This window comes from uncultured Pseudacidovorax sp. (genome assembly GCF_913773995.1).
Classification (GTDB): domain Bacteria; phylum Pseudomonadota; class Gammaproteobacteria; order Burkholderiales; family Burkholderiaceae_C; genus Xenophilus.
The window spans coordinates 1-6,547 of the sequence record NZ_CAJYES010000127.1; the positions used below are offsets into that span (position 1 = coordinate 1).

The following is a 6,547-nucleotide window of genomic DNA, read 5'->3' on the forward strand; positions in this document are numbered from 1 at the left end:
GCCCCCACCCTGCCCCTTCGCCGCGCACGCACCCCCCGCCCCTGAGACATCCGGTGGCAGGGTCGATGTACTAAATACACCTCGTGGTGAAACGTTTCACCCTGGGGAAAACGCTCTTCTTGTGCGATTGCGCGCAGACCTACGCTGAGGCCATCACTCCATGGGCCATCGGCCCCGAGGTCCCGCGTGAACACCCCTCCGACCCCTTTCGGCGCCGCCGACCATTTCCAACCCGCCAGCAGCCGCCTGGACGGCCGCGTCGCCATCGTGACCGGCGCCGGCTCGCGCACCGCCGACGTGGGCAACGGCCGCGCGGCCGCCATCCTGCTGGCGCGCCGCGGCGCCCGCGTGCTGCTGCTCGACCTGCAGCCCGATGCCGCCCGCGAGACCGAGCGCACCATCGCGGCCGAGGGCGGGCAGGCGCTCACGCTGGGCTGCGACGTGTCCCAGGTCGAGGCCTGCCGACAGGCCGTCGCCACTGCCGTGGAGGCCTGGGGCCGCGTCGACATCCTGGTCAACAACGTCGGCATCGGCGGCCCCGGTGGCAGTGCGGTCGACCTGGACCTGGACGAGTGGGACCGGGCACTGCGCATCAACGTGACCTCGATGATGCTGATGGCCCGCTACGCCATCCCCGAGATGCGCAAGCTGGGCCGCGGCGCCATCGTCAACATCGCCTCGGTGGCCGGGCTGATGGGCGGCACACCGGCCCTGCTCTATCCCACCTCCAAGGGCGCGGTGGTCAACATGACGCGCGCCATGGCCGCGCACCACGGCACGGAAGGCATCCGCGTCAACTGTGTGGCACCGGGCATGGTCTACACGCCCATGGTCGCGGGCCGCATGACGCCCGAGGTGCGCGAAGAGCGGCGCATGCGCTCGCTGCTGCAGACCGAAGGCTCGGGCTGGGACGTAGGCCAGGCCGTGGCCTACCTGGCCAGCGACGAGGCCCGCTGGGTCACGGGCGTGATCCTGCCCGTCGATGCCGGGGCCACCGCCGGCAAGGCGCCCTCACCGGGCCTGAAGCCCGACGAGCGCGAGGCCAAAGCTGGCTGAGTTCACCCCTGCCCCATCGCCACCCCGCCCCATGCCCCGCATCCCCCTGCTCCCCGAACACCCGGCCGATCCGCAGGCCGCCGCCCTCTTCGACGAAGTGCGCCAGGCCCGCGGCCCGGACTTTCCGATGCCGCACCTCTACCGCGTGCTGGCCACGGCGCCGGCCATGTTCCGTGGCTGGCTCGACTTTGCCTGGCCGCTGCGGCAGAACGCCCACACGCCACGGCCCTTGCGCGAGCTGCTGATCCTGCGCGGGGCGCAGATCTCCGGTACGGCCTACGAATGGGCGCACCACGTGCCCATGGCGCTCGAGGCCGGCGTGAGCCAGGCCCAGATCGATGCGCTCGCCCATTGGCAGACGTCGACGCTGTTCGACGGCCCTCAACGCGCCGTGCTGCACCTGGCCGACGAGGTCACACGCGGCCCCGCGGCATCGCACGCCACGGTGCAGCAGTTGAAGCACAGCGGCTTCGACGATGCCGCCGTGGTGGAGCTGGTGCTCACGGCGAGCTTCTACGTATGCGTGGGGCGCTTCCTGCAGTCCATGGACATCGAGCTCGAGCCCGGCTACGACGCGCTGTTGGCGTCCATGTCGACCGCCGACGCGCCTCCCATGGCCCACCCGCCCTCGGACCCTGTGCACTGAACCCACGAAAGGATTCCGCAATGAAGCACCTTCCTCGCACGCCCCGCCGCCGCAGCGCATTGGGCGCTGTCATGGGCCTGCTGCTCGGCGCCGGCCTGCTGGCCGCCGCGCCGACTCAGGCCCAGGCGCAGAGCCAGAGCGGGACCTTTCCCGACCGGCCGCTCAAGATCATCCTGATGTTCCCGGCCGGCAACGGGCTGGACACCAGCACCCGCAACTTCGCCGATGCGCTGGGCAAGGAGCTGGGCCAGCCGGTGGTGGTGGACAACCGGCCCGGGGCCAATGGCGTCATCGCCTTCTCGGCCGTGCGCTTGGCGCCGGCCGATGGCTACACGCTGCTGGTGGGCAGCTCGTCGGGCATCACCATTCCGGTCGCCTACGGCAAGAGCCTGCCCTACGACCCGTTCAAGGACTTCAAGCTCGTCGGCGGCATGCTGCGCGCGCCAGCCATCCTGACGGTGCCGCCGGACTCGAAGTTCACGACGATCCGCCAGATGATGGAGGTGGGCAAGGCCAAGCCCGAGCCGCTGACCATCGGCACCTACTCCGACGGCTACTACCTCACGTCGCAGCGCTTGGCCAACCTCGCCGGCATCAAGCTGCGCAACGTGCCCTACAAGGGCTATCCGGCCTCGCTGCCCGACCTGGCGGCCGGCCGCATCGACATCGCCTACGGCGACGCCACGGCCACGCAGGAGTTGATCAAGGCCGGCAAGATCCGCGCCCTGGCGGTGACGGGCACGACTCGCCATCCCAACTACCCGGACGTGCCCACGGTGGCCGAAAGCGGAGTGCCCGACTTCTCGTACTACAGCTGGGACGTCTTCCTGGTGCGCAGCGAGACGCCGGCGCCCATCACCGAGAAGTTGATGGCCGCGGTCAAGCGGGTGCTCCACGGCCCCGACTACCCGGCCTTCCTGCGGGCCAACGGCTCGGAGCCCATGCTCGACGACATGCCCGCGATCCAGAAGATGATGGTCGACGAGGTCACGCTCTACAAGTCGCTCATCGCCAGCACCAGCGCCGAAAGCCGCTGATCGCCTCGCCCACTCTCCATTGCGTCGACGGTCTGTCCGCCGATACGCCCGAACTGCACACCACACCATGGCCCGCGTTCCCTACTTCGACCTCACCCAAGCCTCCGACACCTATCGGCAGCTGATCGGCTCGCGCCCACCCCTCAACCTCTACCGCATGCTGCCGCATGCCGGCAAGGTGGCAGAAGGCTTCCTGGCGTTGGGCGGCGCCATCCTGCGCGAGAACCGGCTCGACTCAAGGTTGCGCGAGATCGCCATCCTGCGCGTCGGCCTGCTGTGCGGGTCGAGCTACGAAGTGCACCAGCACCGGCGGGTGGCGCGCAACGTGGGTCTGGCCGATGAGAAGGTGGCGGCGCTGGAGATCGGTGCCGACACGGGGGCGCTCGACGACACCGAGCGCATGGTGCTGGACTACGTCGACCAGGTGGTGACGCACGTCAAGGCACCCGACGCGATGTTCGACGCACTGTGCCAGCAACTCTCGCCCGCCCTCGTGGCCGAGCTGACGCTCGTGATCGGCTTCTACATGATGGTGAGCCGTTTCCTCGAGAACTTCGAGGTGGACATCGAGGCGCCAGCAATGGTGCAGAACGCCGGTTGATGCCCGGCCTCAGCTGACCTTCCCGTCTTCCTGCTTGGCCTCGGCCATGGCCTCGGGCTCCAGCTCTTCCGCTTCGCGGTTGCAGTGGATGAAGACGCCCCAGCCCGCCAGCAGCACACCGACGGCCACGATGAGGGCGCTGGCATAGAGCATGTCGCCCGGCGCCTTCTGTGCCTTGAAGGCGGCCACCAGACCCTCGACCGCAAACGCCACCACCAGCACCACCAGGAAGCGCGAAAGAAAGCGCCGCACCCGCGTCGGTCCGCTGATGTGGGCTTCGCGCACCACCTCCTCTTCGGCGATGGTGCGCGAGATCTGCAGCGCGACGACTGCGGACGCCAGCACGCCCAGTGCCTCGATGATGCTGGCCGCAGAGCCCCGGTCCAGGCCGGCGCCGAAGGCGTCCCAGCCGATGCGCGCCGCAATCACGAGCAGCATCAGCGCCGCCACCGCGAACACCACGGCCATCAGGGCATGCACCAGGGGGAAGAGGTCGAGAAAGCGCTTCATGTGCTTGAGCTTGCCTGCGGGCCGCGGTGCTGCATGTCAGGCGAGGTGGCGTCCGTCCGACAGCGGGCAGGCCGCGACGGTGCGATGCCCCACCGCGATCGGACCGCCTGGGCACAGAGCGAGCCAGGTGCGATGCCCGCGATGGTGGGGACGACACGCGGGCGCCCTTCAACCGCGCGGCCGTGCCACCGCAGCCAGGTGCTCCGCCAGCAGGCGCGCGGCTGGTGACAGCTGCGCGGCATCGCGAAAGCAGATCGCGAAGCGCCGCTGGGCCCATTCATCACTCAGCGGCACCACCCGCAGGGGGCCGCCCGCCCCGGCCTTCTCGACGATCTCCCGCGGCACCACGGCCACGCCCAGGCCGGCCTGCACACAGCGCAGCGACGCATCGAAGGTGGAGACCACGGCGCGGTAGTAGATCGGCCGGCCGATGATGGCGGCGGCGCGGGCCAGCAGGGTGTGCACGGCCGTGTTGGCCGGAAGGCCCACATGGTCGTGCCCCAGCGTCTGCGCCAGGCTGCAGCGCTTCAGGCGCGCCAGCGGATGTCCGCGGGGCACCGCGACGGCGAGCTGGTCGCCGCGGTAGGGCAGGGTCTGCAGCCCTTCGAGATCGGCTGCGTCCCAGCACACGCCGAGCGGGGCCAGGCCCTCGCGCAAGGCCTGCACCAGGCTGGCGCTGGTGCGCTCCTCGATGTCGACGCGGATCTGGGCATGCGCGGGCTGCTGCAGGAAGGTGGCGATGTCGTCGGGCAAGTGCTGCGAGATCGACGACACCGAGGCCAGCACCCGCACCTGCCCTTTGACGCCATGGCGCCACGCGCTCATGTCGCGGGCCACGCGGTCGGCGGTGGCCAGCATCGCGCGCGCGTGCTCCAGCAGGATCTCGCCGGCCGCCGTGGGCACCACGCCGCGGCGATGCCTTTCGAGCAGCGGCGCGTTCACCTGCGCTTCCAGCTGCGTCAGGCGCTTGCTGATGGCCGAGGGGCCCAGATGCTCCTGCTGGCCGGCGCGGGCCATGTTGCGGTGGTCGCAGACGGCGACGAAGAGGCGCAGGGTGGTGAGATCGAGGTCGGGCACGGCCGCCTTTCCGGGTCGGAAACCCTGGACGGAAAAATCATCACTTTACCGCTGCATTGGGCACTTCTACATTGGCGGCCAGAGACAACAGCCCCCCAACAACGAAGCACGCCCATGGCTCCGCATTCCTCCCCCTCCCACGTCACGATCCGCGAGGTGGGCCTGCGCGACGGCCTGCAGAGCATCGCCACCGTGCTGCCCACCGACGCCAAGTGCGAATGGTTGCGCATGGCCGTGGCGGCAGGCCAGACCGAGATCGAGGTGGGCTCCTTCGTGCCGCCGCGGCTGATGCCGCAACTGGCCGACACGGCCGAGGTGCTGGCCTTCGCCAAGACCCTGCCGGGCCTGCGCGCCTCGGTGCTGGTGCCCAACCTGCGCGGCGCCGAGCGCGCGCTGGAAGGCGATGCCGACCTGATGATCCTGCCCCTGTCGGCCAGCCATGCCCACAGCCTGGCCAACCTGCGAAAGACCCCTGACGAGGTGGTGGCCGAGCTGGCCCGCATCCGCGCGGCCCGCGATGCCTCCGGCCGCAAGACGCTGATCGAAGGTGGCGTGGGCACGGCCTTCGGCTGCACGCTGCAGGGCCGTGTCGAGCCCGCCGATGTGCTGCGGCTGATGCGGGCCCTGCTCGACGCTGGCGCCGACCGCGTCAGCCTGGCCGACACGGTGGGCTATGCCGACCCGGCCTCGGTCGGCCGGCTGTTCGAGCAGGCGTTGCGCATCGCGGGCGATCGCTTCTGCTGCGGCCATTTCCACGACACGCGGGGCCTGGCGCTGGCCAATGTGCATGCGGCGTTGCTGCTGGGCGTGACGCGCTTCGACGCCTCGCTGGCCGGCATCGGTGGCTGCCCGCACGCGCCGGGCGCCAGCGGCAACGCAGCCACGGAAGACCTGGCCTTCATGGTCCAAGCCATGGGCATCCGCACCGGGCTCGACCTTCCGGCCCTGCTGGCGCTGCGCACCCAGGTGGCGGGCTGGATCGCGGGCGAGCCCATGCACGGTGCGCTCTGGCGTGCCGGCCTGCCGAAGACCTTCCAAGCCGTGCCCGAGCCGGTCTGACTCCCCCTCCATCGAAGCACCCAACGCCCATGACTTCCGATTCTTCCGCCCTGCCGCTGACCGGCCTGCGCGTCCTCGAATTCACCCACATGGTGATGGGCCCCACCTGCGGGATGATCCTGGCCGACCTGGGCGCCGAGGTGATCAAGATCGAGCCGCCGGGCGGCGACAAGACGCGGCGGCTGCCGGGCCTGGGCATCGGCTTCTTCCGCAGCTTCAACCGCAACAAGAAGAGCGTGGTGCTCGACATCACGACCGAGGCCGGCCGCCAGACGGCCGCCGAGCTGATCGGCACCTGCGACGTGGTGCTGGAGAACTTCCGCCCCGGCCTGATGCAGGAGCTCGGTCTCGACTACGCCACGCTCTCGGCGCGGCATCCGGGCCTGATCTACGTGAGCCACAAGGGCTTCCTGCCCGGCCCCTACGAGAAGCGCCTGGCGCTGGACGAGGTGGTGCAGATGATGGGCGGCCTGTCGTACATGACGGGGCCGGTGGGCCGGCCGCTGCGGGCCGGCACCAGCGTCAACGACATCATGGGCGGCATGTTCGGTGCCATCGGCG

8 protein-coding genes are annotated in these 6,547 nt (G+C 70.2%); 6 read left to right on the forward strand and 2 right to left on the reverse strand.

What is annotated here, in order from left to right; translation table 11 throughout:
* The first annotated feature begins 186 nt into the window (after positions 1-186).
* The 4 genes from QZ772_RS11705 to QZ772_RS11720 all read left to right on the forward strand — a co-directional run bounded on the left by QZ772_RS11705 (position 187) and on the right by QZ772_RS11720 (position 3,340).
* The gene (locus QZ772_RS11705) at positions 187-1,056 is read left to right on the forward strand and encodes an SDR family NAD(P)-dependent oxidoreductase (protein ID WP_295526253.1); all 870 of its coding nucleotides are present in this window, start codon (positions 187-189) and stop codon (positions 1,054-1,056) included.
* A 31-nt stretch (positions 1,057-1,087) separates the two neighbouring features.
* A complete protein-coding gene (locus QZ772_RS11710; protein WP_295526255.1) occupies positions 1,088-1,702 on the forward strand; it encodes a carboxymuconolactone decarboxylase family protein in 615 nt (204 codons plus the stop codon).
* Between the two features lie 20 nt (positions 1,703-1,722).
* A complete protein-coding gene (locus QZ772_RS11715) occupies positions 1,723-2,739 on the forward strand; it encodes a tripartite tricarboxylate transporter substrate binding protein (RefSeq protein WP_295526259.1) in 1,017 nt (338 codons plus the stop codon).
* A 67-nt stretch (positions 2,740-2,806) separates the two neighbouring features.
* Positions 2,807-3,340 (forward strand): carboxymuconolactone decarboxylase family protein, encoded by a 534-nt coding sequence (locus QZ772_RS11720; RefSeq protein WP_295526261.1) that lies wholly within the window; start codon positions 2,807-2,809, stop codon positions 3,338-3,340.
* Between the two features lie 9 nt (positions 3,341-3,349).
* Here the strand turns inward: QZ772_RS11720 and QZ772_RS11725 are convergent, their stop codons facing one another.
* Positions 3,350-3,850, reverse strand: a complete 501-nt coding sequence (locus tag QZ772_RS11725; protein ID WP_295526262.1) for a hypothetical protein — start codon at positions 3,848-3,850, stop codon at positions 3,350-3,352.
* A 168-nt stretch (positions 3,851-4,018) separates the two neighbouring features.
* On the reverse strand, positions 4,019-4,927 hold the full coding sequence (locus tag QZ772_RS11730; RefSeq protein WP_295526265.1) for a LysR family transcriptional regulator: 909 nt from the start codon (positions 4,925-4,927) through the stop codon (positions 4,019-4,021).
* Between the two features lie 114 nt (positions 4,928-5,041).
* On the opposite strand from QZ772_RS11730, the gene QZ772_RS11735 reads away from it, so the two are divergent.
* On the forward strand, positions 5,042-5,986 hold the full coding sequence (locus QZ772_RS11735) for a hydroxymethylglutaryl-CoA lyase (RefSeq protein ID WP_295526268.1): 945 nt from the start codon (positions 5,042-5,044) through the stop codon (positions 5,984-5,986).
* A gap of 29 nt (positions 5,987-6,015) precedes the next feature.
* Positions 6,016-6,547 (forward strand): CoA transferase (locus QZ772_RS11740; RefSeq protein WP_366510583.1); only part of this gene is annotated, 532 nt, incomplete at its 3' end.

What these genes read in the sequence shown, in the direction of transcription:
- QZ772_RS11710 (WP_295526255.1), top strand. Translation starts at nt 1,088, where the DNA reads ATGCCCCGCATCCCCCTGCTCCCCGAACACCCGGCCGATCCGCAGGCC.
- QZ772_RS11715 (WP_295526259.1), top strand. Translation starts at nt 1,723, where the DNA reads ATGAAGCACCTTCCTCGCACGCCCCGCCGCCGCAGCGCATTGGGCGCT.
- QZ772_RS11720 (WP_295526261.1), top strand. Translation starts at nt 2,807, where the DNA reads ATGGCCCGCGTTCCCTACTTCGACCTCACCCAAGCCTCCGACACCTAT.
- QZ772_RS11725 (WP_295526262.1), bottom strand. Translation starts at nt 3,850, where the DNA reads ATGAAGCGCTTTCTCGACCTCTTCCCCCTGGTGCATGCCCTGATGGCC.
- QZ772_RS11735 (WP_295526268.1), top strand. Translation starts at nt 5,042, where the DNA reads ATGGCTCCGCATTCCTCCCCCTCCCACGTCACGATCCGCGAGGTGGGC.